This is a genomic window from Cellulophaga sp. RHA19 (genome assembly GCF_002813425.1).
In the GTDB taxonomy this organism is placed as follows: Bacteria; Bacteroidota; Bacteroidia; order Flavobacteriales; family Flavobacteriaceae; genus Cellulophaga.
This window is the reverse complement of sequence record NZ_PHUL01000001.1, coordinates 3,223,395-3,248,154: the sequence shown is the minus strand read 5'-3', so window position 1 is coordinate 3,248,154 and position 24,760 is coordinate 3,223,395. Positions and strand designations below refer to the sequence as shown.

The window sequence follows — 24,760 nt, the reverse complement described above, 5'->3', positions numbered from 1 at the left end:
TAATTAACGTCTATTTACTTTTAATAAAATTAATTATGCTAGTAGATTTTAAAGATTTACCAGATACATCTCGTATTTGGATATACCAGGCCAATAGGTCTTTAACTCCAGAAGAGTTAGCAGAGATAAAAGAAGGTTTAGATGCTTTTATAGTAGATTGGACAGCTCACGGAAGTAACCTTACCGCTGGTTACGAGATAAAATACAAACGTTTTATCATTTTAGCTTTAGACCAAACTAATGCATCTGCAACAGGTTGTTCTATAGATGCTTCAGTGCGTTTTATACAAGGTTTAGAGCAGAAATATAATATAGATTTGTTAGATAAGATGAATGTATCTTACAAGCAAGGAGAGTTTGTAGCCTACAAGACATTGGTAGATTTTAAAAAGATGGCCAAAAATAAATCGGTTTCTAAAAATACTATTGTATTTAATAATCTTGTTGCTAATAAGCATGAGTATTTAAATCACTGGGAAGTTCCTGCAGAAGAGAGCTGGCACAGTAGATTTATGGTAGTATAAAAAGTTTCCCCAATCCTTTTTATACTTCTTTGTTTATATACAGAGTTCTTAACCTACAGATTTACTTAAAAATAAACCTGTTTTATATCAGTTTATGCGGTTATTTGTATCAATTTCTTTATTTTTTTTTAGTTTATTAGTTATTAATGGTCAAGAATTAGACTCGTTAGTTGTAACAGTAGACCCTTTAATCACAAAGGATTCTCTTTTGCAAAAAAAATGGGTAGATGCGCAGTACAATGCAATGACTTTAGATGAAAAAGTAGGGCAGTTGTTTATGGTAAGTGTAGCATCTAATCAAAATAAAACAAGTACAGATAAAATAAAAGAGTTAGTTGCTAAAGAGCATATTGGTGGTGTTATTTTTTCTAAAGGCGGACCTGTGCGTCAAGCAAAATTAACAAACAGCTACCAAAAAGCAGCAAAATTACCACTCTTAGTAGGTATGGATGCAGAATGGGGATTGGCAATGCGTTTAGATTCTACTTATGCTTTTCCGTGGAATATGACTTTAGGAGCTATTAGAAATAATGCTGTTGTAGAAAAAGTTGCTAAGCAAATTGGTAAGCACTCTAAACGTTTGGGGGTTCATATTAACTTTGCTCCAGATATAGATATTAATACCAACCCATTAAATCCTATTATAGGTAACAGATCTTTTGGAGAAGATAAAAGAAATGTTGCAAAAAAAGGAATAGCTTTTGTAAACGGATTTGAAAAAGCAGGAATATTATCTAGTGGTAAACATTTTCCTGGACACGGAGATACTTCAACAGATTCTCATAAAACATTACCTGTAATAAATTTTAGTAGAGAAAGGTTAGACAGTATAGAACTTTATCCTTTTAAAAAACTAATTAATCACGGAAAATTAAGTAGCGTAATGGTAGCGCACTTAAATATTCCTAGTTTGGATGATAAACCTAATTACCCTTCATCTCTATCAGAAAAAATAGTAACAAACTTATTACAGAAAGAATTACAGTTTAAAGGTTTGGTTTTTACTGATGCTTTAAATATGAAGGGTGTTGCAGACCATACAGACCCTGGAGACGCAGATTTATCTGCTTTTTTATCTGGTAATGATATTTTATTAATGCCTTTAGATGTGGCAAAAGGAAAACATAAAATTATTGAGGCATATAATTACGGTGTTATTACAGAAGAACGATTAGCGCGTTCTGTAAAAAAGATTTTAAAAGCAAAATATAAAGTAGGTTTACATCAACATAAATTAGTAGATCTTAAAAACTTGTATAAAGATTTAAATACATTAGAGAATGATTTAGTGTATGAAGAGGCTATAGAAGAAGCTATTACTGTTATAAAAAATAAGCTAGATTTATTGCCAATTGTAAAGTTAGAGAATAAAAAAATAGCATACTTAAACCTTGGCGATGCCTCTGGAAAGAGTTTTTTACAAGAACTTAAAAATTATACTACTGTAACAGAGGTAAAAGAAGATAACCTTCAAATTCTGCTTCAAAAATTAAAACAGTATAACATTGTTATTATAGGTCATCATAAAAGTAATGGTAGCCCTTGGAAATCGTATCAATTTTCAGCCAAAGATGCAGAAATTGTAAAGGCTGTTTCGGCATTAAGAACATCAAACTCTATTTTGGTAAACTTTGCAAAACCGTACACGCTTTTAAATAAAAACTTGTCTAACTTAGATGCTGTTGTAGTAGGGTATCAGAATAGTATTTTAGCACAGCAAAAAACAGCACAAATGTTATTTGGAGCAATAGGAGCTAAAGGTAAGTTGCCAGTATCTATTAGTGTTGAGTATCCTGTAGGTACGGGTGTTAAATTTGAATCTTTAAAAAGATTAGGGTATGATTATCCTGAAAGAGTAGGTTTAAGTACCTATGGCTTGCAAAAAATAGATACAATGGTGCGTGCTGGTATAGATTCTTTAATGTTTCCGGGAGCACAAGTTTTAGTGGCTCGTAAAGGAAAAATAATTTATAATAAAAGTTTTGGTAAGCCTACGTATGAGTCTTCTGATAAAATAACCAATAATTATATTTATGATCTTGCTTCTGTGACCAAAATCTTAGGAACACTTCCTATGGTTATGAAAATGGAAGAGGAGAATAAAATAGCATTAAACAATACATTTAAAGATTTAATTCCTGAGTATGCAGATACAGAATTAAAAGATGTTACGGTACTAAAGGCATTGTCTCATTACGGTAGATTACCTGCTTGGATAGCTTTTTATGTGAGTACCTTGGATAAAAATAGAAAACCCTCTAGAGAATTTTATAGTAGTGAAAAATCTGATGATTATCCTTACAAAGTTTTTGATCATTTGTATTTAACAAAAGCTTACAAAGATTCTATGTATAATAGAATAGGTAGACAAGATTTAAAATCTAATAGGTACAGGTATAGTGATGTTGGCTATTATGTATTTAAAAAGTACATAGAAGACACTTATAAAGATGATTTAGATAAATTGGTAGATGGTTTCTTGTATCAATCTATAGGAGCAAATCGTACGGCTTATAATCCACTTAATAAATTTTCTAAGGATATGATAGTTCCTTCAGAAAAAGATAATTACTACCGTTATGCAACCGTACAAGGTTATGTGCATGATATGGGAGCAGCTATGCAGGGTGGAGTAGGTGGTCATGCAGGTTTATTTAGCAATGCTAATGATGTTGCTAAAATTATGCAGATGTATTTACAAGGTGGTTACTATGGTGGTAAACGTTACTTTAAAGAACGAACCATTAAAAAATTTAATACCTGTTATTTTTGTGACGAAGATGTGCGTAGAGGAGTAGGTTTTGATAAGCCACAAATAAAAGGATCTGGTTCTACTTGTGGTTGCGTTTCTAGAAAAAGTTTTGGACATAGTGGATTTACAGGAACCTATACTTGGGCAGATCCAGAAGAGGAAATTGTATATGTTTTTCTATCTAACAGAACTTATCCTACTCAAAATAACAACCTTTTAGTTAAATCTGGGTTAAGAACCAGAATTCAGCAAGTCATTTACGACTCTATACTGAATTAAAATATTAATTTTGCGAGAATGAAAATAGCTATAGTTTGTTACCCAACCTTTGGAGGAAGTGGTGTTGTTGCCACAGAGTTAGGAATTGCTCTTGCAAATAGAGGACATGAGATACATTTTGTTACCTATAGGCAGCCGGTAAGGTTAGAATTATTAAACGAACGCATACATTTTCATGAAGTAAATGTGCCAGAATATCCTTTGTTTCAGTACCAACCTTATGAGCTTGCTTTGTCTAGTAAATTGGTAGATACAGTTAAGTTTTTTGGTATAGAATTATTACATGTGCATTATGCTATTCCGCACGCATATGCAGGCTATATGGCTAAAAAAATGCTAGAGGAAGAAGGTATTTATATACCTATGGTCACTACCTTACACGGTACAGATATTACATTGGTGGGTAAGCATCCGTTTTATAAGCCAGCCGTAACATTTAGCATTAATAAATCTGAGGTAGTTACCTCTGTTTCAGAAAATTTAAAACAGAGTACGTTAGATCTTTTTCATATTAAAAAAGAGATAAATGTAATACCCAACTTTATAGATAAGAGCAACTATAATGCAGACTATACAGATTGTCAACGTTCTTTAATGGCAAATGATGATGAGCGAATTATAACACACATTAGTAACTTTAGAAAAGTTAAAAGAATACCAGATGTAATACAAATATTTAAGCAAATAGTAGATAAAACAGCTGCCAAGTTAATTATGGTTGGTGAAGGACCTGAAAAAGAAAAAGCAGAACAATTAGCCGAAGATCTAGGTATAAAAGATAGAGTTGTTTTCTTAGGAAATAGCAATGAAGTAGATCGTATTTTATGCTTCACAGATTTATTTATATTACCTTCAGAAACAGAAAGTTTTGGTTTAGCAGCTCTAGAAGCAATGATGCATAGAGTGCCTGTTATATCTAGTAACACTGGCGGTATACCAGAAGTTAATGTAGATGGTGTAACTGGTTATATGAGTAATGTTGGTGATGTAGATAGTATGGCACTAAATGCTTTAAAGATTTTAAAGGATGATGAAACCTTAAATATGTTTAAGGATAATGCAGAAAAAGAGGCGCATAAATTTGATATTGTAAACATTCTCCCAATGTATGAAAACGTCTATGAAAAAGCCTTTAAAAAGTACTACAAAAATTTGCATCAATAAGTTTTGTTAAAATTTGTTCTACATCGATGAATGCTACTGTTTACACGATTTTATTGTAGGTAGGTTAGTAACAGAATAACTTCGTAATCATATTTGGGAAAATTAGATTATGAAAAAGATTAATGTTGGTGTTTTAATTATTTTACTTCACACAATGGGGTCCGTATGGGCTCAAGATTTACAACTTACTGCAAAAGATAGCGTTGTTAAAAGTTCTTGGATGTTTGGTCTAGGCTATAATTTTGTAGATGATTCTGGAGATGTTTTTGATGAATTATTAGATGTGGATAAACAATGGAATGCAGTAGCTTTTCCCTCTAGAATTAGCATTGGAAAATATTTTGAAAGCGGAATAGGTGTAGAGGCTATTGGTAGTTATAATAAGTATAAGGTTGGTAAAACTGTAGATGGCTTTGTAAACTTAGAAGAGACAGATTATTATGCTATTGATACAAGAGTAAGTTACGATTTAAACAAAATTATTGGAGAAACCGCTTGGTTTGATCCTTATGTAGGCGTTGGTTTAGGATACACAGATGCCAATAATAAAGGAAGAGGAACGTATAACGGAGTTATAGGTTTTAGAACCTGGATTACAGAACGCATTGGCTTAGATTTTAGTTCTTCTGGTAAATGGGCAATGAACAAAGGAGATGGGGTAACAAACCATTTGCAACATGCAGTTGGTGTTGTATATCAGTTTAAGGCAGAAAAAGAATTATCTAAAAAAGGATTAGAGAAACAGGCTCAGATTGAAGAAATTTTAAAAGAGCAGCAACGCGTTGCAGATTCTACAGCAATTGCTAAAAAGCATAAAGAAGAGGCTAGGTTGCTTGCAGAGCAACTTAAAAAAGAGAAAGAAGCATTACGTTTATTAGAAGCAGAAAAAGAAAAGGCAGCTGCACAAAAGCAAAGAAGAGAAGATTTACAAGTAAAAATTAATAGTTTTGGTCGTATAAACTTTGCTTTAAATAGTTCTTATTTAGATAAGACTTCTAAAAAGACATTAGATTCTATTGCAGAATTATTAAAAGAAAATCCAACAGTGACAGTTAAACTAGGTGCTTTTACAGATTCTAGAGGTACAGACAAGTACAATTTATGGTTGTCACAAAGGAGAATGCAGCGTTCTTTAAATTATATAATTTCTAAAGGAGTTGTAGTAGAAAAAATAACAGCTAATGCTTACGGAGAAGAAGTATTATTAAATAACTGTGAAGATGGTGTTTACTGTACAGAGCAAGAGCATAGTGTTAACCGTAGAATAGAAATTCAGATTGATAAAATTTAACCATAACCAACCGCGATAACGAAAATGCTTTTTAACTCCCTAGATTTTGCAATTTTTTTACCAATAGTATTTTTACTGTATTGGGGTCTTGTAAATAAAAATTTACGACTGCAAAATCTTTTGTTATTAATAGCAAGTTATGTGTTTTATGGCTGGTGGGATTGGCGTTTTTTATCTTTAATAGCTTTTAGCACATTAGTAGATTATACTTTAGGTGTTTTATTAGGTAGAGAAGAAAAACAAGGCAAACGTAAGTTGTACTTATGGATAAGTATTGTAGTAAATTTAGGCTTTTTAGGTTTCTTTAAGTACTATAATTTCTTTGTAAATAGTTTTGTAGATGCATTCACATTTTTTGGACAAGAAATAGAAATAGGTACTCTAAACATTATTTTACCAGTAGGTATAAGTTTTTATACCTTTCAAACTCTAAGCTATACAATAGATGTGTATAAACGTAATTTAGAACCTACTAAAAAGTTTATAGCTTTTGCAGCTTTTGTAAGCTTTTTTCCGCAATTAGTTGCTGGCCCTATAGAAAGAGCTTCTAATTTACTACCCCAAATACTAAAAAAAAGGAGTTTTAATTATTGTGAAGCAAAGGACGGATTACGTTTAATGTTATGGGGTTTATTTAAAAAAGTTGTAATAGCAGATTCTTTATCTCCCATCGTAAATGACATTTTTGCTAATTACAGCACATTATCTTCTCCAGTATTAATTATGGGAGCTGTTTTTTTTGCTTTTCAGATTTATGGTGATTTTAGTGGGTATTCAGACATTGCAATAGGTACTTCTAAGCTATTTGGAATAGAACTAATGTCTAACTTTAAATTTCCTTACTTATCTAAGAACATAGGAGAGTTTTGGAGGCGCTGGCATATATCATTGTCTACTTGGTTTAGAGATTATTTATATATTCCTTTAGGGGGGTCTAGAGGCTCTAAAATGGTAGGTATAAGAAATGTATTTGCTATTTTTATAGTTAGTGGTTTTTGGCACGGAGCAAATTGGACATTTCTAGTCTGGGGACTATTTCATGCACTATTATTTTTACCTAGTTTTTTAATAGGGACTAATAGAAAATATGCAGAAGTAAAAAAGGAAAGGTTAAATATATTTACCATCATATCTAATATATACAGGACAATATTAACTTTTATATTGGTAACCATTGGTTGGGTATTTTTTAGAGCAGAAACTATTTCTGATGCGTTTAATTATTTAAAACGCATAGTGACCGAGTTATCAATAGGTAATTACAGCCACCCTAATGGGTATAGATTAATAGATTACGGATTGTTACTACTGTTCTTTATTGTTTATGAATACATTATTAGAGGTAAGGAACGTAATCCAATTGGTTTTAAAAATAAGTATGTGAGATTGTCTGTATATATTTTGCTAGTATTTTTAATGCTGTTGTTTTATGACGATGGTGTAGATAGATCATTTATTTACTTTCAATTTTAGGGGTATGAAAAGAGCTATATTAAAAAGTATTTTGTATGCTGTTATTCTTCTTTTATCATTAGAATTACTTGTTCGTGTTTTTCATTTACATAATGATAGGCCACAACGGTATTTAGATGAATACGGAGTAGAAAAATGGGTGCCAAATCAAAAAGGATATTCTGTTACAGGAAATAGAAGACAAAATGTAGGTGAGTATAGAATTAATAATTTTGGATTCAATTCTGTTTATGATAATTATACCGTATCTAAAGATAGTATAGAGGTTGCTATTATTGGCGATTCATTTATAGAAGGCTTTCATCAAGACTATACGAAATCTATAAGTAGAAAAGTAGAAAAAAAATTACCTAACATTAAGGTTTTAGAATTTGGTTATTCTGGTTATCACCTAGCAGAGGAATTTAATCTTATTGCTTCTTACAAGCATTTGTTTAAAGATATAGATAGAGTAGTTATTTACATGCGATTTACAGATGATTTAATAACGGGTGAATATGCTGTTTCTAGTAGATTGTCTTTAGATACTCCTATGAATAGATTACTTAAAAAAAGTAAGCTTATAGTATATGCTAAAGATATTGGAGCTTTTGATCCTGTTAAAAATGCAGTGGAGTCAACAGTAAACTTTATAAAAAAAGTTAAGCCTAATGATAATATAGAGGTTCATAAGGATTCTATTTATTTAGCTAATTTTAAGAAGCTAGTGAAAACCTATAATTATGATAAGGAAAAGAATGTTTTGTTGTTAGATTATAGCCTTTGTTCCAGTGAATTTTTAAGTTACTTAAAACAGAACAATTTTAAAACTATTAATTTTAATGAGGCTTTTAAAAAAAGTAGTTCTCCTAAAACTTTAATCTATGATCAGCATTGGAATAATTTAGGAAGAGAAATTATAGCAGATGAGATTGTAGACTATATTAAAAATGAAAAATTAAAATAAAAAAAGCCCAAAAGGGCTTTTTTTATTGTCTGTATGCAGGGAAGAATCCTTTGTAAACTTCTTTATCAATACTTATGTTTTTAGTGTTACATAACTCTTCATATGCACTTTTATTTACAATGTATTTCCAGGTTTTGAACATTTTATATTCATTAGAAAATGATGATTTAAACCTAAAAAGATTATCATCTTTACTGCCTAATCCTCCTCCTAAATTTAAAAAATTATAATTATTTTCATTCGCTTTAATTCTTATTTCATCTATAAAAAGTCTTATTGGTGTTAGGTATAAGTATTTATTAGCGGTTCCAGATAAATGGTATTGAATAACTTTATTAGTGGCATTAATAAACAGTGCTCCAGAAATTATTTCACCTGTTTCTTTAAGGGTAGCAAAAATTAACTGTGTGTTATAAGAATTAGATTTTAGCAAGTTATAAAAGTATTCTTTTGTAAAATAGTATTCTTCCTTTGCGTTAACTCTATCCATATTTTCATAATACAGCTTCATAAAAGTATCAAGATCAGATTCTGATTTGCTATACCTTATATCACAATGTTTTTTAGTTTTTTTTAAATACCTTTTTGTTGTTTTAGAGAATTGTTTTTGCTGTTCCTCTGCAGTTAGTCCTAAGTTTATAGTTACTATAGGCCCCATATTATCTACTAAGCCAACGTTTTTAAGTATTTTTTCTTGATAATTTACAAAAGGATTTAGCCTTGAAAATATAGATATAATTTTTTCTTTTTTTAGATAAGTATTTAAGCAACTTATAAAATCATCATTAATAAATTCATCATTAATTCCGTTTTCAAGCGGACCAGCATAACCATAAACAGAAGTTGCATCATAATATAATGAGCCATCAATAGGCCTAACTATAATGGGTATAGCTATGCAAACTTCTTTTTTTGTATAAGTTAATAATCTAAAACTTTCTGTATCTTTTACTGTTAGTTTGTGGTAGTCATAGGTGTGGTAAAAATCATAACTATTGATTTTTGTCAAAAAAGAATCCCAATGATCTTTAGTCGTAATGGTAATAATCATTAAACATAGTTTACAAACTTAGTCTGTAAACTGGGAAAAAATTACAATTTTCATCATATTTTTTAGAGTTAATAATGTTTTTACTTAGTAGTGTGTATGCATCTTCATTAATTATTTTTCTACCCGTGTAAAATATAACATCCTCATCTTTTGGAAAAAACACTTTTTTACTTTTATAAAGTCCGTCACCATTAGTAAGACCGCCACCTAAAACGTAATATTTTTTATTGTTTAGTACAGCCCATTTTAAAATTTCTACTCTTAAAAAGTCGTTGGGTCTGCATTCAAAATATTTAGCTCTAGTGCCTCCTAAAAAAGCGTATAATGTAGCTTCATTTATAATAATTAGCTCTACAGAAGCCACTACATTATCTTTATAAGACTTAGCTATTGCAAAACTGTCTGGATTTGCTTTTATTAGATTTTCAAAGTACTGCTTAGGAAAATAGTAAATATCCTTAGCATTATTACGGTCCATTGTTTCAATATATACTTTATGAAAATTTTCTATCACACTGTCAGTAATCGCTTTTCCTTCGTATAATTTAAACGTTAGTTGGTGTTTTTCGGCTTTTCTGTAGTTGTTTCTAACTTTTGAAGAAAAAGTAGTCCATTGTTCTTCATCAGTTTCTTTTACTTCACCTTTTACATTTAATAGTGTCTCGGTTAATTCTCCACTATAATTAGTGTGATTCCCATTTAGGTTAAAGCGTACAAATTCTGATACAATATTGTTTTTACGATACCATTTATCTGCTAATTCCCAAAATTTAGATAATATTTTTGTGTCATCACAATTTTTGCATAAAGGACCTCCGTAACCATAAGGAGTAATTACATCCTTATATGTTTTGTCTTTTATGTCTCTTATATAAAAAGGCATAATAGTATTAGGAATTCCATCTACATTTAATAAAAAATAACGTAATTGATCATGTTCATTTTCATAATATTTTAAATACTCATAGGTGTAGTAAACATTATTATCCCAATAATTACTAAGTAATTCTTTGTATGTATTTATTTCCTCTACAGTATTTAGCTTTTTTACATATAAATCATACTGTTTTCCCTTAGCTTTTTTCTTAATTATTTTTCCTGGATTTCCAACAACTGTAGCATAATCAGGAACATTTTCTAAAACAACTGTTCCAGCACCCACTGTAGCCCATTTACCAATTGTAATTTGAGGTATTATAACAGAGTTAGCACCAATAAATGCACCTTCTTTTATATATACATCTCCACATAAAGTAACCTGAGGAGCTATATGAACATAATCTTCAATTTTTGCATCATGATCTATATTTGCACCACTATTAATAATAACATGCTCTCCAATGTTACTATTTGCTTGTACTATTGCTCCTGCAAAAATTACAGTACCTTTTCCTATTTTGGCACTGGTAGATACTATAGCTGAGTTATGTTTTATAGAAATGTAATCTACATCTAATACTGCTGCAATTTTTCTTCTTATTTTATTGTTTCCAATAGCAATAATTAAAGGACTACCTGAATTAGGAAAGTTTTTAAAGTTAGCGTCAATTTTTTCTACTTTTAAAGATGCAAATAGGCTATTTTTTGGCGCATTATCAAAAACATCTGTAATTTCGTAGCCATTAGATTTTAATGTATCAATAATTACGTGTGCATGACCACCTGCACCATACAAACGAACTTTTATTTTGTTAGATTCATCCATTTTTGCAAAAAATAAGATTAAGTATACTATTAATTTACTAAAAACTTTTATGTATTGTTATAAAAGTAATTATAGTTTGAAACGGGGGAAGCTTTTAACTAAATATTAATTAATTAGTTGTTGGTGTGCCAGTAAATGTAGACATATTAAGGTTTTCACTACTATTAACACCCTCTTTTACAAATACTTTTTTTACTGTTAGTAGTAAAATTTTAACATCTGTTTTAAAAGATCTATTTTTTACATACCAAACATCTAGCTCAAATTTTTGTTCCCATGAAATGGCATTCCTACCATTTACTTGCGCCCAGCCAGTAATACCTGGTTTTGCTACATGTCTTTGTTTTTGAAAATCGTTATACAATGGTAAGTATTGCACTAACAAGGGTCTAGGCCCAACTAAACTCATTTCTCCTTTTAATACGTTTAGTAACTGAGGTATTTCATCTAAAGAATATTTACGTATAAAGTTACCAAATTTTGTAACTCGTAAATGAAAAGGTAGTAGTTCTCCGTTTTCATCTTTTTTGTCGTTCATAGACTTAAACTTTATTACTTTAAAAATCTTCTCATTTTTACCTGGCCTAGGCTGAAAAAAGAAAATTTTACCATTGTTAGAAAAAAATAATACAATGGCAACAGTAAAGAAAAAAGGAGATAAAAATACAAAGCCTATGGCAGCAAGTATAAAATCTATGATTCTTTTAAAAAAATTAATGTACATGTTTTTGGTTGTTTTGGTTCTTGTGTTTAATTTGTTGTATTAGAATTACCCCATTGGTTAATTGAGGTGGCTATATAAGCCATATCTTTATTTGTATATCTGTAGTCTATATGTATGTTTAATAAATAAGACCAGCTATCTGTTTTTTCATTTCCAGGCCATAACTCAGATGGGTAAATATCTTTGCTTATTAAAAATGCTTTTAGACTTGTAAAAGCAGCTCTATCTTTAAAAGCTAAATGTAGGCCAAAAGGTGTATTTATAGTATTTGTTAGAATTATAAAGTTACCATTATTATTTATAAGTTGTAAAAGAGATTTTAAATTTTCCTTTTTATAAAAAGTGTAATCTTTATACAAATAAGACTCCATATAAATTTTATGTTCTTCTTTAAGTGCAACTACATCATATTGGTGTTGTAAATAAGTTTCAGATGCTCCTATAAGTTTTAAGAACGTGTCTTTTATATTAGATTCAGCTGTATTGGCAATGTATTCTTTTTTTAAATGCATTGCTTTGTGTACAAGGTCCCAATTATCATAAAATGCGGTATCAGATAAAGCCTTTATACTAGAGTTTTTTATTTTACCATTATTAGGTTTCCATAAAATACCACCTAAGGGTATAGGTAATGTTTTTCGTAAAGATGCAACACAATAATCAGCCTTACTAGTTAAGCAGCCAGTACTTAACCATCCGTGAGAATGGTCTTCTATGCAAAAAGGTTTTTTAGATGAAGTAGGAATGTTATAGGAGAAAAATCCCCAAAAATTATTTAAAAGCACAATATCTTTTTCAGTAGCAAAATCTAATACATTTAAATTGTGCGCTTCGTTAAAAGGATCTATTGTGTAAAAAAAAATGTTAGAATAACAGTTTTGTAACCAACTAGTAACATGTTGGCAGTAATATTTTGGAAGCCATATTTTTTCTATAGTTTCTTCAGAAATAAGCTTATCAAAAATATATTTAATAGCGTGTCTACCTGTATAAAAAAGTTCATACTCTGTAATATAGTCTTGAGTATTAAAATTAGCTATAGCATTAGCATCTGTACTATGAAAAAAAGATCCTATACCCGCTTTGCTATCCATTAATTTTTAAACTTAATTATTATAGTTCAAAAATAATCAAAAAAAAAGGGGTACATAAATATATACAGATATATGGTTATACGGTAGCATATTTTAGATTAACGTACCTTATTGTTTAATGTACTTTTAATAATATTTTTAAGAAGTTTACTTCTGTTCTTAGTCAGGTTGTAACCCGTTAACTGTTACTATGTAGTTTATTTTTTTCTAAAGACTCATACTCTTTGCGTAGTTGTTCCCAAATATAAGATCGTTCATAGTTTTTAACTAAAACTTCTCTACAAGTATTAGGATTGTATAAACTATCTTTTTGTTCATAAAACTGAAGCATTTTAGCATGCAACGCATCTGCATCTTTTACAGGAATAATAGTACCATTAATACCTTCTTGTATAATTTCATTACAACCATTAATATCTGTTACAATACTATACAGTTTCATAGCGCCAGCTTGCATAACAACATTAGGAAAACCTTCTCTGTAGCTAGGAAATGTTAATGCATTAGATATTGCAAAATAAGGGCGTACGTCTTCTTGCCAACCAACATTAACTATATTGTTACTACTATTTATAAAATCTAAAGTTTCTTTATGCAAAGGATCTAGTTCTGTTTCAAAAGTACCAACCAATAGTAATTTTGCTTTTTGTTGTGTTTCGCTTAACTTTTTAAAAGCTGCTATTAACTCGTTAATACCTTTATCTGCAACTAATCTACCAACAAAAGTAAAAACAACATCTTCAGCTGTAAACCCTAATTTTGTTCTTAGGTTTAAATTATCTTCTGCACTATATAAATTTGGGTTAAAATGGTTGGTGTCTATACCATTAGAACTGCCCTTGCCAATTACTTTTAATTTATTTTTGTTTGTAAATTTTTCATTTATAATAATGTCTTGTAACCCAAAAGAATTAGGGTAAATTTTAGTTGCACAAGCATAAGTTATTTTTTCTACAAGATTTAAAATGGTTCTTTTTATACCAGTAGCTTCTAATAATGGTAAACCAGCAATAGTATGTAACCTGTGTGGTACGCCAGCTAATTTAGCAGCTAACATAGCAGCAGTACCAGCTTTTGGCGTGTGACTATGCACTATAAAGGGCTTTTCTTTTTTAAAAACTTTGTATAGGTTATATACAGATTTTAAATCTTTAATAGGTGTTATTTTACGGGTTAGTTCTACCGCAATAACAGGCACACCTTCTTGTTTATGTACATCTTTAAGTGCATCTCCTCCGCTAGATACGCCAATTACAGTGTAGTATTTACTCATATACTTTAACTGCCCTTTTAATAAACCTTTAAGAGAAACAGGTACAGTAGTAACACGTATTATTTTTTGTTTCATATTTTTATATGCTTGCTATGGATTACTAAAGGTCTTTTTTTAAGTAAAAAAATAACTGTAGTTTTTAAAAACTGAGCCAAAGCTACTTATAAAAGGCACTAATTTTTACATTTAATCTATTAAATGGTAAATTTTAACGGTAACGGTTATACTAAAAAGGACATAAAATGAGTTTAATTTAAAGTATATGCTTTGTTCATATAAAGTAGAATACTACAAAAATAATATTTTATACGTTTTTTTGTTAAAAATGAGCATGTTAACGTCCAAAACTGAATTTGTTTCGTATTTGAATAAGTTAGTTGTCGATTTTTATTAACATTTAATCGATTATTGCATTAAAATAGTATCTTTAATCCCCAGTAAAATAGTAAAATGTATAAGCAGCCATTAACCCTAGTAAAAGTTTTAGTTTATAGCTTAGTTATAGCTACAACAACAGTTTCATGTAGTCAAGAAGATTTGTTAGCAAATGTAATTGAAGAAAATGCAGCTGAAGAAGAACCAGATACAGAACCAGATGTACAACCTGTAGATGACTTAAAAATAAATACAACACCTTGTGACTATACTTTAGACGGTATAGCAGCAGGAACTACTTTGGCTATAGAATGCCAATTAGACTTAGACGGCAAAACAGTAAGTTTACCAACAGGAGTTACCTTAGAGTATAAAGGAGGCGAAATTATTAATGGTACTTTAAACTTTACCGCTGGTGGTAAAATTGATGGCAATTTATTAAACCAAAATTTAACTGTAGAGGGTAATGTTAGTTTACTAAGCGAAACCTTTGAATTTCACCCAAGTCGTTGGGATATTGTACAAGGAATTACTACGTCTCAGATAGCACAAAAAAACAATAATAATCTTGAAGATTTAATGTTCTATACAAAAAGTATAGGAGCAACAACATTTACAATAGACAAGTTTGATGCTTATTTTGAAGTGTCTAAGGTTACAAGTACAACAACAAACCAGAATTTTTACCCGCAAAAAGAAGCGGTTAATATACCAGGCGACTTTACTTTACTAATGACGGATAATACTATTTTACGTGTTTTTCCTACTGTAGGTAAAGTTGCTGCTACTTTATTAGCGTTAGACAATGTATCTAATACTATAGTCAAAGGAGGTACTTTATATGGTGATAGAGATTTACGTAACTATTCTAAGAAAAATGCAGAAGAAGGATCACATTTATTTTTAGTTAAAAGTTCAAATAATATTGTTTTGGATAACATTACTTTTACAATGGGTTCATTAGGAGGATTAAATATCAATTCTTATGGCTTTACATTCAATTCAGACTATATACCTACTAATGACGTAATAATAAAAGACTGCACCTTTGAAAAAGTGCGTATGATGAGTTTGGCCTTGACAGATGGCTACGATATTTCTATTGACAATAATACTTTTATAGATAGCTCACAACCTACATCTAAATCTGATGGAGGGGTAGTTGGGTATGCTATTAATATGGAGCCAGTAAGAAAACGTGATGCTGCTACAGGAGATCTTGTTTTGTACCAAAAAGTTCATGATGTAGTAATAAAAAATAATAAGGAAACGGGTAGTAGAGAAGGCGCAATTACAATTTTTTCTGGTGATAATATTATAATTGAGAATAATGAATTAGAAAATGTTGTAAGTTATACATTTGCAACTAATTCTAAGATAAGGAATAATAATTTTACAGCAACTAGTGATCCTCGTAAACCGGCAATTATAGCAGGTGGCAAAGGAGAAACCGTTTATGATAATGAAATATCAGGAAATGTAATATTTGGTTATGAAGTAGGTATTTCTGCGAATCACAAATTAGTAGATATTTTTGAAAATAAAATTGAAAATTGTAGAACAGGAATTCAATTAAAAGAATCTACTGATATGAAAATATATAAAAACGTTATTACTAGTAATATATCTACAAGTAGGGGTATTATGGCGCATATTGCAAATGTTAATAATGTAGATATATACAATAATGATATTTCAGTACCCAGTAATCCTTTATACTTTGTTCAATTAAATAAGAAAGATTATGCTTCTGAGTATACTATTAATGTTTATGATAATAATTTTAATACTAAGGGAGCAGTTACTATTACCAGTTCTAAAGGAATAAAACTAGAAAGAAATTCATTTTTTGGAGGTATTCAATCCGTAAATGCGGATAATTTGACAATTTCTAATAATATTATAAATACATCAAATAGTCATGGAATTGCTCTAAATAAAGAAAATTACGATGTAACTTTAAATAATAATAAAATTACATATTTAAATATTAACAATTATGAGTGTATTAAAATAGCTTCTACAACAAGTAAGAGTGAGATTGTGATGAGTAATAACACATGTAATTAAGTGAATATAAAAAAAGGACCTTAATACTTTTTATTTATTAAGGCCTTTTTATATTATAAAATTGTGTTTAGATAAATATTTTTATACCATTTTTGAAAGCAATAAAAAGTCCACACTTTAAAGGTATTATCTTCTTTACCTGACAAATGGTTGTACACCAGTTCTCTAATTTTAGTAGCATCAAAAATATCTTGGTTAATTAAATCTTCTTCTAAAATGTAACTCTCTAATTCTGCACGTAAAGTAGATTTTAGCCAATCACCTACAGGAGCACCAAAACCACTTTTACTTTTATCTAAAAAGCCTTTAGTAAACTGATCTCTAAACGCTTCTTTTAAAATAAATTTTTTGTCCCAACCTTTCATTAGAAACTTCTCTGGAAGAGTGTGCGAGTAGTTCCATATTTTTTTATTTAAAAAAGGAGCTCTGCACTCTAAAGAGTTTAACATACTTGTCCTGTCTACTTTAACTAACATATCACCTTCTAGACTTAAGTGTTTGTCAATTGTTCTAAAATCTGATATAGATTTTGGTTTGTCAATACCTGTTTTAGTCTTGTAATATGTAAAAATATCATCATCTAATGAAGATGGCTTTAAATAGTTATGAAGACTATTTTTAGTGTAACCTAAAGAAATTATATCCCAATAAAACTGGCCATTATAATCTATAGAATTTAATAGTCTTTTTGCCTTAAAGCGTATACCTCTATTGTCATTAGATACTTTTAGGGCTGGTGCAATTATTTTGTTGAAACTTTTATGAATTATTTTAGGAACTAAACTTGTATATTTTTGGTTTAGTTTTCCCATATAATACTTATTGTAGCCTCCAAACATTTCATCACCACCATCACCTGTTAAAGCCACAGTTACGTGTTCTCTTGTTTTGTTAGCTACTAGATATGTAGGTAAAGAAGAAGAATCTGAAAAGGGCTCATCAAAATTTAATAAAATTTCATGGATGTTTTCCTCTAAATCCTTTTCACTAATAATAAATTCATGATGGTTGCTTTTTATCATTTTAGCAACAACTCTAGATTTATCAGATTCATCATAAGATTTTTTCTGAAAACCAATAGAAAAGGTGTCAATAGGTTTACTAGAGGCCTGTGACAAGCATAAAGAAACAATAGAAGAATCTACACCGCCAGATAAAAAAGTCCCCAATGGAACATCTGAAATGGCTCTGCTTTCCACACTGTTATACATCAACTCCTTTACATCCTTTTTAGCTTTAGTTAATGTAATTGAATTATCAATAATATACTTTTTACTTTCTTCTATTGGGAAGATGTCTAAACTACCATTATTCAAATCATAAGAAATATAATGATTTGCCTCTAATTTATGTATGTCTTCATAAATAGAATAGGGTGCAGGGATATAAGTTAATCTAAAAAATAGATTTAAACCTTTTTTGTTTATTTTGGGTTTTACATCTAAATCCTTTATTATAGATTTTAGTTCTGAAGCCCAAATAATCTTTTTAGAATTGTTAGTGTAGTACAATGGTTTTTCACCAAAAAAATCTCTGGCAATAAAAACTTTACCTGTTTTTTTATCATAAATACTAAAGGCAAACATACCATCTAGTTTAGAAAAAGATTTTACTCCTTCTAATTCATATAATTTAAGGATTACTTCGGTATCGCTATTCGTTTTAAAACTTGCGCCTTGGTTTAGTAACTCTTTTTTTAGTTCAAGATAATTGTATATTTCACCATTAAAAACAATAGTTATACTTTTGTTATCATTAGAAATAGGTTGTTTTCCTGAGTGTAAATCTATAATTGATAAACGCCTCATACCCATTGCAATACTGTAATTTTTGTTTTCTTCTGTAAACACACCATCATCATCCGGACCTCTATGAATAATTAAATTATTCATAGAATGTATTTTAGAATTAAGGATATCCTTAGAGGTATTTTGTTTATATATAAAACCATTTATTCCACACATAGTCTAATCTATTAAAATTTATTATTATAAAACTGATGTTGAATAAAATTCTTCTAATGATTTAGCATTATTTTTAATGTCATAATCACCATCAATAATATTTTGCATTGTATTTTTTCTTTGATAATTTAATTCCCTCTTAATTGTCTTTGCCCAGTTTTTAGGGCTTTCTTTTAAAGACAAAAAAGAAATTAGATCTGTTATTTTAAGTTCAGTAGAGATCTCATCAGATGCAATTACTTTCAAACCTGCAGCTTGTGCTTCTATTAGTGTTACAGGTAGTCCTTCATTTGTAGAGGGAAACAGAAATAGGTCTATCGCTTGTAGCAGGTTAGCAACATCACTACGTACACCTAAAAACATTACATCATTAAATATACCTAATTCTTGAGCTTGTTTTTTAATGGTTTCATTGTTACCACCACCAATTAAAAGTAAAATAGAATCATTTTCTATTTTCTTAAATTCATAGAAAACGTTTAAAATGAAAGTATGGTTTTTTTCTGGCACAAAATTTCCGACATGACCAATTATTTTTTTATTATGAATACATAGCTCTCTTTTTAAATTATCTCCAATACTTTTATTATATGTAAAACTAGATGTATTAATAGCATTATTTATTATTTTATAATTTGAGTCTTTTCCAAATAACCAGTTGCCTGCCTTCTCCCCACAGGTGTAATAATAATTAGCATAATTAGTTACTTTACTTTTAAAATAGTTTTGTAAAACAAACTTGAATATAAATTTGAAACTATCTCTTTTCTTTGAAAATGGGTTCAAATTTAAGTTTAGTAAGCTAGTGTGGCTATGGGCTATTCGTACAGGTACATTGTTTTGTTTAGCAGCACGTAAAACAAAAAAACTTAAAGCATTTAAATGTGAATGAACAATTTTATAATTTTTGTTTTTATAAAAAAAAGAGTTTAATTCTTTTTTGTAGTTAATATAATTTTTTGGGCTGATTGCGGGCATATAATATATGTTACCACCTAACTCTTTAATTTCGTCATCAAAGGCACCCTTCTCTCTTCTATGAAGTAAAAAATCAAACTGAACTTTTTTTCGGTCCATTGCTCTATAATAGTTCATAATCATAGTTTCTGCACCACCACGGTTCATAATGGTTAATACTTGTAATACACGTATAGGCTCCATTTTAAACGTTTTTTTTAGTTTTAATTAATATGTATAAATAAAGCATAAAACCTAAAGGAAGAGCTAATATTGTAAGTGTTTTTTCTGGACTTTTACTTATGAATTTAAAATTTTTAGCGAGTAAATTACTTGAGATAAAGTGTATTATTTTTTTAATTTTTTCTTTAAAATTTTTAGCATATTTTATTTCAGTAATTCTAGAAAAAGCAAAACCCTTAGGATGTCTTCTATATTGCTTTAACATGTTTAAACTAGAGCCATCTTGTAAGTATTCAACAATGCAAAATACCTCATTAACAGGCTTTAAAACATAATCCTGATCTATCAATTGGTATAAATATCCTAAAGGGACAAAACGTTCTCCCTCAAATATAGGGTAGGCTGGGTATTTTTTTATTATAGCAGTTTTGTAAACTAATTTTTTGTCACCAGTAACTTTATGTGTTTGATATAAGTCAATTAATGTTGTTTCTTTTACAATTTCTGGAATCTTAGAGCCTATGATGTCTCCTTTTTTATCTGCATCAAGGCCAACCAAACCAGCAAATTTAGGATTGTCTTTAATGCTAGGGTAGTGGTATAGTATTTTTTCTATAGCATCCACAGGCATAAAATCATCACTGTCTATACAAACATTTAATTCTGTAGTAATTAATCTATAGGCAGCATTGTGTCCACCATGCATTCCTAAATTTTCTTGGTAGTGGTATTTTATGGCAATTTTACCCTCAGCAATCCAATTTGCAACTACTTCTTTTGTGTTGTCAGTAGATCCATCATCTATAACTAACCATAAAAAATCTTGACTGGTTTGTTTTACTAGGCTTTGGTAAATTTGGTCTAAACAATACGCACGGTTGTACGTAGGGGTAAATACGGTTATGGTTTTCGTGTTTATCATATTTTTTTATGGATAATATACTTTATACATTAAATAGGTAAAAGCAAAATAAGCAAGTACTATTTTACCAATCATTAGATGTTGGTTTTTAAAAAATTGTTGTTTTAACATTGGGTATATAATAATTATAGCCATCATAAACCAGGATAAATAGGCAAAACGATTGGAATAATTGGCACGTATGACCAAGATCCAAAATCCATTACATATCAAATAGGTGTTAAACAGTTGAAAATAAACTTGGTCTTTAAATTTCCTTTTGATTATAAAATACCAACCAGCAAAAACAGCAAAAGCACTATAGAATAAAAAATCCCAACGAAATCCTGTGCTTTTAAATGTACCAGCATCAGCTTCTGCAGTTAGATACCCAGCGAGTCTCTCATCTCCAAATCCTAAGCTAGCAAAAATTGTAATCCAGACTCCTCCCATCACAAGAGATAAAGGGATACAAGCAAACCATCCTTTAAAATAAGTTTTGGGATTGTTATATAAAAAGGTAGCACTAAAAGCAATTATAGGTAGTAATAATGTTTTATGAAACTGAATGGCTAAAAGAAAGCAAATAGCCATTATTATCTTTTTGCGATGGTAGCTTACACCCCATAAAAATAAAGAGGCGGCTGCACCATTACGAACCCCGTTAACACCATAGGTCCAAAAAGAAAAAGAAACCACAAATAATAAAAATGAATAATACCAATATTCTTTAAAAAACTCTTTAGAGATGCGATATAGTGGAAAAACATAAATAAAAGCACAAATTGTAAAAAAGGCTTGTATAGGCATAAATTGTGCAGCAGTTTTCATAAATACATGCCAGCCATAATCACCAACCTTTTCACTAATGTTTGCTCCATACTCATATGCTATGTAGGATCTGTAATAATTGATAGTATCACCAAAAAGGTGACTAATTGGTCGTAATCCTATATACAGAATGGTTACAATTAATAATGTATATCCAGTGAATTGTATAAATTGCTTATTTTTTGGGTCATCTAATCTTAATACTATAGAATGAAAAATAGTAAATATGACTAAATACAAGCATGCATTCATAAATACATCATAGTAATTTTTAGCACTGATGAAAGTCTCCATATTTACTTAATTATTATTCTTCCAGGGTTACCTACGACCACGCAGTTATCGGGTACATTTTTTACAACTACGGTACCAGCACCAATTTTTACATTATTGCCAATTGTAATATCGCCTATAACTATAGCTCCAGTGTAAATAGATACATTATTACCTATGGTAGGTCTTTTGCCGTTCACCTCGCCTACGGTAACCAAGTGGTTTACATAAAAGTTTTCTCCAATACTATTGGCATTTAATATGGTACAGTAAGGATGACCAGTTAATGTACCACCAGCTAATTTAGTAGTAACGTCAATAGTAAAGTTGTTCTGTTTTCTACAATATAAATTTAAAATATGTGAAGTTAAGCTTCTTGTTCTATAATAAAACAGTGTTCTAAAATCTGGTGAAACGGCTAAAAAATGCAATAAGAGTCCTGTATTACTTTTTTGTATATTTTTAGCTGTTGCCCAGCGATTTAAATCTTTGTCAATATCTGATTTGTTCCAACTATAATAATAAACTAATATGTGAGGTATTAATGTTATTTTTTTTATTATTTGTAATATTTTTTTCATACGAGCTTTATATCTTGAAGGAATCAAGTAGGTATTAACTAAGGTATTCCGTGGCAACCCTATCTAAATTAAATTTATCAAGTAGAAGCGATCTAGTTTTTATTAAATGTTCTTTATGTTTTTCTGATGTTAAAATATCTTTTAATCCTTCAGCTAATAGTATTTCTTCATCAATAATTTTATTATCTTTTGGAAGGCCTAATTGATTTTTGTATAAATTAGGAGTTATAATACCAGCATCTACTTTTATATTAGAATTTTTCATAACCTTATTTTCTATACTCATCAATTCTATAATACCATCAGTGCAACAAGAAGAAACAATAGGTGTGTTGAGTGCAATTGCTTCTACAATAACATTAGGTGTCCCCTCGTAATGAGAGGATAAAGCTAAAACTTTTGCTTTTACTAGGTATTTATAAGGATTTGTTCTTCTTCCCAGAAAATGAACTTTAGTCTCTATTCCTAATTCTTTGATTAGTTTTTCTATATGTTTCAAAACAGAATCATCGCCATCACCAATAATGATTAAGTTTGCGTTTGGCACATTTTTATCGACTATAGAAAAAGACTTAATTAGATGCCAAGGAGATTTTTGAATTGAAAAACGCCCTAAAAATAAAATGCTATTTGTTTTTAAAAGATCAACTTCTTTAATTGAAGTTATTTTTTCTAATGATTGTTTTTCTATTTCTTTTAAATCATGTGGGTTATATATTACTTTTAATTTGTTTATAAATTTAAAATTACATTTTTTTATTAAATCATCCTTTATAGCATTACTGATACAAACTACCTTGTCTAATTTTCCATAAGTGTATTTATAGCCAAATCTAGTCATTTTACTTAATAATGAATTATTACTTAACTCTACACTTTTTAATGCGTGTATACTAGCTATTTTATAATCTTTAGTGTATGTCATTGAACTATAAACATTAGGCATTGCTCCAAAGGAAATCGTATGTGTTATGTTATGGTTTTTTATAATTTTTCTAAGTTTAAATGGTACTGTAATATAAAACAGATATCGTTGCATTTTAGACATACTGCTAAAATCAATATCAGAAAAAAAGTTTTCATCTTCTCCAAAATTTACTATATCGTTTTCTAATTTTATAAACTTACAAACCTTAATATAATAACCTTTTTTTTTGTAATAGTTATAGAAGGAATAAGCTAATCTCTCCATTCCTCCAACACCACCATAGGGTATGACAAGTAAAATATTCTTCATTTATGTTTTATGTTTTATTTTTTTAAATAACGTATCCCATTTTAGTGCTATTTTTTCTATAGCATAGCGCTGTATATCTTTTCTTGAAGCAGTGCCCATTTTTTGCCTACTGCCATCATTTTCTATAAGCTGTAAAAGTCCGTTAGCAAGTTTATCACAATCGTCGTTAGGTACTAAAATACCGTTTTTATTGTGTGTGATAATATCAGCCGGACCATGAGGGCAATCAAAAGAAACACAAGGTACACCATATGCCATAGCCTCTGTTAATACCATGCCAAAACCCTCGTATCTAGAAGACATGACATAAATAGAAGCCTCCTGGTATTTATCAGCAATGTTTTTTACGGGTTCATAAAAGTGTACACTCTTTGTAATTCCTAATTCCTCAGCTAGTTTTGGCAGTTGCTCTTTTTCGCTTATGGTACCATAAATGTCTAATTCCCAATCAGGATGTTTTGCACCTACAATTTTCCAACTTTGCAATAAACGATCGTAGCCTTTTTGATAACTTTGCTTGCCAACAGCCAATACTTTCTTGGTATTTAATGAGCTAAGGTTTTCTTCTTTTGGGAAAAACGACAAAGGGTTTGCAATGACAACCATATTTTGTAAGTGCCACTCCTTAGTATTTCCGTTGGTAAGAACCACAAATGCATCATATTTGGCAGCTCCTATATCCATTAGCTTAAAGGTTCCCTTATTTTTAAGTTGGTCTAAAAAAGAAGAAGCACCCTTTTTTATTTGTATATTCTTAGATACGTGTCTCTCGTAAACCATTGGGCAAGGTTTGCCAATAATGTAGGGTAGGAGTAGCCCTTTTAATCCATCATCGCAAACACTTACAAGGTCTGGGTTAATTTCTTTTAAATAGTCTTTAATTCCTTTTCTGTACTGTTTAAAATAAGAAAACGGATTGCCAATTGCTTTTACGTTATGAAAAGTTATGGCATTACTAAAATTATAAAACAAATCGGAACTATCATTATTCAACGCAATTATATGCACATCATAGTGCATAGTATCTGCAAAATAACTAGCTTTAATAGATAGTACTCGTTCTAAACCGCCAGGTCCAGATACTCCGTTTGTAATATAGACTATTTTCAAAA

Annotated in this window: 19 protein-coding genes; 7 read left to right on the top strand and 12 right to left on the bottom strand. The window is 29.8% G+C overall.

What is annotated here, in order from left to right:
- Window positions 1-35 precede the first annotated feature (35 nt).
- The 6 genes from AX016_RS14300 to AX016_RS14275 all read left to right on the top strand — a co-directional run bounded on the left by AX016_RS14300 (window position 36) and on the right by AX016_RS14275 (window position 8,429).
- Entirely contained in the window at window positions 36-524 is a 489-nt protein-coding gene (locus tag AX016_RS14300) for an ABC transporter ATPase (protein WP_100896259.1), read from the top strand.
- Window positions 525-618: 94 nt separating this feature from the next.
- A complete protein-coding gene (locus AX016_RS14295; protein WP_100896258.1) occupies window positions 619-3,555 on the top strand; it encodes a glycoside hydrolase family 3 N-terminal domain-containing protein in 2,937 nt (978 codons plus the stop codon).
- 18 nt (window positions 3,556-3,573) lie between these two features.
- Complete coding sequence (gene bshA / locus AX016_RS14290) at window positions 3,574-4,719, top strand: N-acetyl-alpha-D-glucosaminyl L-malate synthase BshA (RefSeq protein ID WP_100896257.1); 1,146 nt, start codon at window positions 3,574-3,576, stop codon at window positions 4,717-4,719.
- A 109-nt stretch (window positions 4,720-4,828) separates the two neighbouring features.
- The gene (locus AX016_RS14285) at window positions 4,829-6,010 is read left to right on the top strand and encodes an OmpA family protein (protein WP_100896256.1); all 1,182 of its coding nucleotides are present in this window, start codon (window positions 4,829-4,831) and stop codon (window positions 6,008-6,010) included.
- A gap of 24 nt (window positions 6,011-6,034) precedes the next feature.
- Window positions 6,035-7,483, top strand: coding sequence for an MBOAT family O-acyltransferase (locus tag AX016_RS14280; RefSeq protein WP_100896255.1), 1,449 nt, complete (start codon window positions 6,035-6,037; stop codon window positions 7,481-7,483).
- A gap of 4 nt (window positions 7,484-7,487) precedes the next feature.
- Window positions 7,488-8,429: a hypothetical protein gene (locus AX016_RS14275; protein WP_100896254.1), complete on the top strand. Its 942-nt coding sequence runs from the start codon at window positions 7,488-7,490 to the stop codon at window positions 8,427-8,429.
- Window positions 8,430-8,451: 22 nt separating this feature from the next.
- On the opposite strand, the gene AX016_RS14270 is transcribed toward AX016_RS14275, so the two are convergent.
- From AX016_RS14270 to AX016_RS14250, 5 genes are all read right to left on the bottom strand, one after another.
- Window positions 8,452-9,480, bottom strand: a complete 1,029-nt coding sequence (locus AX016_RS14270) for a peptidoglycan bridge formation glycyltransferase FemA/FemB family protein (RefSeq protein WP_100896253.1) — start codon at window positions 9,478-9,480, stop codon at window positions 8,452-8,454.
- A gap of 10 nt (window positions 9,481-9,490) precedes the next feature.
- Window positions 9,491-11,185, bottom strand: coding sequence for a NeuD/PglB/VioB family sugar acetyltransferase (locus tag AX016_RS14265; RefSeq protein ID WP_100896252.1), 1,695 nt, complete (start codon window positions 11,183-11,185; stop codon window positions 9,491-9,493).
- A 109-nt stretch (window positions 11,186-11,294) separates the two neighbouring features.
- Window positions 11,295-11,909 (bottom strand): sugar transferase, encoded by a 615-nt coding sequence (locus AX016_RS14260; protein WP_100896251.1) that lies wholly within the window; start codon window positions 11,907-11,909, stop codon window positions 11,295-11,297.
- Between the two features lie 26 nt (window positions 11,910-11,935).
- Window positions 11,936-13,003, bottom strand: coding sequence for a hypothetical protein (locus AX016_RS14255; protein WP_100896250.1), 1,068 nt, complete (start codon window positions 13,001-13,003; stop codon window positions 11,936-11,938).
- A gap of 178 nt (window positions 13,004-13,181) precedes the next feature.
- Complete coding sequence (locus AX016_RS14250) at window positions 13,182-14,351, bottom strand: glycosyltransferase family 4 protein (RefSeq protein WP_100896249.1); 1,170 nt, start codon at window positions 14,349-14,351, stop codon at window positions 13,182-13,184.
- Window positions 14,352-14,726: 375 nt separating this feature from the next.
- On the opposite strand from AX016_RS14250, the gene AX016_RS14245 reads away from it, so the two are divergent.
- Window positions 14,727-16,721 carry a NosD domain-containing protein gene (locus AX016_RS14245; RefSeq protein WP_100896248.1) on the top strand — a complete coding sequence of 665 codons (1,995 nt, stop codon included), beginning with the start codon at window positions 14,727-14,729 and terminating at the stop codon, window positions 16,719-16,721.
- Between the two features lie 53 nt (window positions 16,722-16,774).
- On the opposite strand, the gene asnB is transcribed toward AX016_RS14245, so the two are convergent.
- The 7 genes from asnB to AX016_RS14210 are packed head-to-tail and all read right to left on the bottom strand — an operon-like array spanning window position 16,775 to window position 24,758.
- Window positions 16,775-18,685: an asparagine synthase (glutamine-hydrolyzing) gene (gene asnB, locus AX016_RS14240; RefSeq protein WP_100896247.1), complete on the bottom strand. Its 1,911-nt coding sequence runs from the start codon at window positions 18,683-18,685 to the stop codon at window positions 16,775-16,777.
- A gap of 24 nt (window positions 18,686-18,709) precedes the next feature.
- The gene (locus tag AX016_RS14235) at window positions 18,710-19,810 is read right to left on the bottom strand and encodes a glycosyltransferase family 1 protein (protein WP_232732634.1); all 1,101 of its coding nucleotides are present in this window, start codon (window positions 19,808-19,810) and stop codon (window positions 18,710-18,712) included.
- A 37-nt stretch (window positions 19,811-19,847) separates the two neighbouring features.
- Window positions 19,848-20,747, bottom strand: a complete 900-nt coding sequence (locus AX016_RS14230) for a glycosyltransferase family 2 protein (RefSeq protein ID WP_100896245.1) — start codon at window positions 20,745-20,747, stop codon at window positions 19,848-19,850.
- A 6-nt stretch (window positions 20,748-20,753) separates the two neighbouring features.
- A complete protein-coding gene (locus AX016_RS14225) occupies window positions 20,754-21,851 on the bottom strand; it encodes an EpsG family protein (protein ID WP_100896244.1) in 1,098 nt (365 codons plus the stop codon).
- A 2-nt stretch (window positions 21,852-21,853) separates the two neighbouring features.
- Window positions 21,854-22,411: a serine acetyltransferase gene (locus AX016_RS14220; protein ID WP_100896243.1), complete on the bottom strand. Its 558-nt coding sequence runs from the start codon at window positions 22,409-22,411 to the stop codon at window positions 21,854-21,856.
- A 34-nt stretch (window positions 22,412-22,445) separates the two neighbouring features.
- The gene (locus tag AX016_RS14215; RefSeq protein ID WP_100896242.1) at window positions 22,446-23,648 is read right to left on the bottom strand and encodes a glycosyltransferase; all 1,203 of its coding nucleotides are present in this window, start codon (window positions 23,646-23,648) and stop codon (window positions 22,446-22,448) included.
- Window positions 23,649-24,758, bottom strand: a complete 1,110-nt coding sequence (locus tag AX016_RS14210) for a glycosyltransferase family 4 protein (protein ID WP_100896241.1) — start codon at window positions 24,756-24,758, stop codon at window positions 23,649-23,651.
- Window positions 24,759-24,760: the final 2 nt, after the last annotated feature.

Bases quoted from the DNA above. Each gene is read 5' to 3' on its own strand.
- AX016_RS14300 (WP_100896259.1), top strand. From the start codon at position 36: ATGCTAGTAGATTTTAAAGATTTACCAGATACATCTCGTATTTGGATA.
- AX016_RS14295 (WP_100896258.1), top strand. From the start codon at position 619: ATGCGGTTATTTGTATCAATTTCTTTATTTTTTTTTAGTTTATTAGTT.
- bshA (WP_100896257.1), top strand. From the start codon at position 3,574: ATGAAAATAGCTATAGTTTGTTACCCAACCTTTGGAGGAAGTGGTGTT.
- AX016_RS14285 (WP_100896256.1), top strand. From the start codon at position 4,829: ATGAAAAAGATTAATGTTGGTGTTTTAATTATTTTACTTCACACAATG.
- AX016_RS14280 (WP_100896255.1), top strand. From the start codon at position 6,035: ATGCTTTTTAACTCCCTAGATTTTGCAATTTTTTTACCAATAGTATTT.
- AX016_RS14275 (WP_100896254.1), top strand. From the start codon at position 7,488: ATGAAAAGAGCTATATTAAAAAGTATTTTGTATGCTGTTATTCTTCTT.
- AX016_RS14270 (WP_100896253.1), bottom strand. From the start codon at position 9,480: ATGATTATTACCATTACGACTAAAGATCATTGGGATTCTTTTTTGACA.
- AX016_RS14265 (WP_100896252.1), bottom strand. From the start codon at position 11,185: ATGGATGAATCTAACAAAATAAAAGTTCGTTTGTATGGTGCAGGTGGT.
- AX016_RS14260 (WP_100896251.1), bottom strand. From the start codon at position 11,909: ATGTACATTAATTTTTTTAAAAGAATCATAGATTTTATACTTGCTGCC.
- AX016_RS14255 (WP_100896250.1), bottom strand. From the start codon at position 13,003: ATGGATAGCAAAGCGGGTATAGGATCTTTTTTTCATAGTACAGATGCT.
- AX016_RS14250 (WP_100896249.1), bottom strand. From the start codon at position 14,351: ATGAAACAAAAAATAATACGTGTTACTACTGTACCTGTTTCTCTTAAA.
- AX016_RS14245 (WP_100896248.1), top strand. From the start codon at position 14,727: ATGTATAAGCAGCCATTAACCCTAGTAAAAGTTTTAGTTTATAGCTTA.
- asnB (WP_100896247.1), bottom strand. From the start codon at position 18,685: ATGTGTGGAATAAATGGTTTTATATATAAACAAAATACCTCTAAGGAT.
- AX016_RS14235 (WP_232732634.1), bottom strand. From the start codon at position 19,810: ATGAACCGTGGTGGTGCAGAAACTATGATTATGAACTATTATAGAGCA.
- AX016_RS14230 (WP_100896245.1), bottom strand. From the start codon at position 20,747: ATGATAAACACGAAAACCATAACCGTATTTACCCCTACGTACAACCGT.
- AX016_RS14225 (WP_100896244.1), bottom strand. From the start codon at position 21,851: ATGGAGACTTTCATCAGTGCTAAAAATTACTATGATGTATTTATGAAT.
- AX016_RS14220 (WP_100896243.1), bottom strand. From the start codon at position 22,411: ATGAAAAAAATATTACAAATAATAAAAAAAATAACATTAATACCTCAC.
- AX016_RS14215 (WP_100896242.1), bottom strand. From the start codon at position 23,648: ATGAAGAATATTTTACTTGTCATACCCTATGGTGGTGTTGGAGGAATG.